Annotated in this window: 1 protein-coding gene; it reads left to right on the forward strand. The window is 69.3% G+C overall.

Going from position 1 to position 1,530, the window contains the following annotated elements:
* Positions 1-244: 244 nt before the first annotated feature.
* On the forward strand, positions 245-1,530 hold a 1,286-nt coding region (locus tag ABIB26_RS23655), incomplete at its 3' end, for an L-serine ammonia-lyase (protein ID WP_354248644.1).

A 1,530-nucleotide genomic window follows, 5' to 3' on the forward strand; every position in this document is an offset into this window, starting at 1 on the left:
TCCGGCCTGCGCACCCGGGTTCAGGCCCTCGCCGCCGCGCACCCGCTCTACCCCTCGGTTGCCAACCTCGCCTGAGGGACGTAATACAGAAGTAGAAGCAGAACACAGTTCACGACGCCGGGCCGCCGCCATCAGCTGCCGCCCGGCGTCGTGCATCCGGCAGCGGTGCCGCCCACCGGCGGCCGCACAGCCCTCCGGCAGGACCATCTGCCGGACCACAGCACGAGCCAGTGAGGAACCGAGAATGGCTGTTGGAGTCTTTGACCTTTTTTCCATCGGGATCGGACCATCGAGTTCACACACCGTGGGCCCCATGCGGGCCGCCGCGGTGTTCGCCGGGGAACTCAAGGGATCCGGGGTCCTGGAGAAAGTGGCCTCGCTGCGCGTGGACCTCTACGGCTCCCTCGCCGCGACCGGCCACGGCCACGGCACCATGACCGCCATCCTGCTCGGCCTGGAGGGCTTCCACCCCGAGCAGATCCTGCCCGAGGAAGTCGAGGAGCGGCTCGCCGCCATCGCCGAGACCGGCACCCTGCAGCTCGCCGGATCCGTTGCACTGCCCTACGGCGTGAAGGACATGATCCTGCGCCCGCTGACCATCCTGCCCCGGCACACCAACGGCATGACCTTCACCGTCTCCGACGCCGCCGGCGGGGTCCTGCACAGCGCCACGTTCTTCTCCGTCGGCGGCGGCTTCATCGTCCGCGACGGCGAAGAGGACGCGGCCCTCAAGGAACTCGACGAGTCCAAGAAGGACCTGCCGCTGCCGTTCCGCACCGCCGCGGAACTGCTGCGCCACTGCGCCGCCCGGGGCCTCTCGATCGGCGAGATCATGTTCGTCAACGAGCGCGCCTCCCGCACCGAGGCAGAGATCCGTGCGGGCCTGCTGCACATCTATTCCGTGATGGAGGGCTGCGTCCAGGTCAGCCTCAAGCGCGAGGGCCTGCTGCCCGGCGGGCTCAAGGTCCGCCGCCGCGCGCCCGACTGGCACGAGCGGCTGCTGAAGGAAGGCCGTGACCATGATCCCGACCACCGGGACCCGAAGTACTGGCAGGAATGGGTCAACCTGATCGCCCTGGCCGTGAACGAGGAAAACGCCTCCGGCGGCCGCGTGGTCACGGCCCCCACCAACGGCGCCGCGGGCATCATCCCCGCCGTGCTCTACTACGCCCTGCACTTCGCCCCCGGCATGGACCAGGCCACCCAGGCCGACCGCGACGACGTGGTGGTGAAGTTCCTGCTGACCGCCGCCGCCGTCGGGGTGCTCTACAAGGAACAGGCCTCGATCTCCGGCGCCGAGGTCGGCTGCCAGGGCGAGGTGGGCTCGGCGTCGTCGATGGCCGCAGCGGGCCTGGCCGAAGTCATGGGCGGCACGCCCCAACAGGTGGAAAACGCCGCGGAAATCGCGATGGAACACAACCTCGGACTGACCTGCGACCCGATCGGCGGACTCGTGCAGATCCCCTGCATCGAACGCAACGCGATCGCCGCGGCCAAAGCCATCAACGCCGCCAAGATGGCGCTCTGGGG

The organism is Arthrobacter sp. UYEF20, assembly GCF_040546335.1.
Taxonomy (GTDB): Bacteria; Actinomycetota; Actinomycetes; order Actinomycetales; family Micrococcaceae; genus Arthrobacter.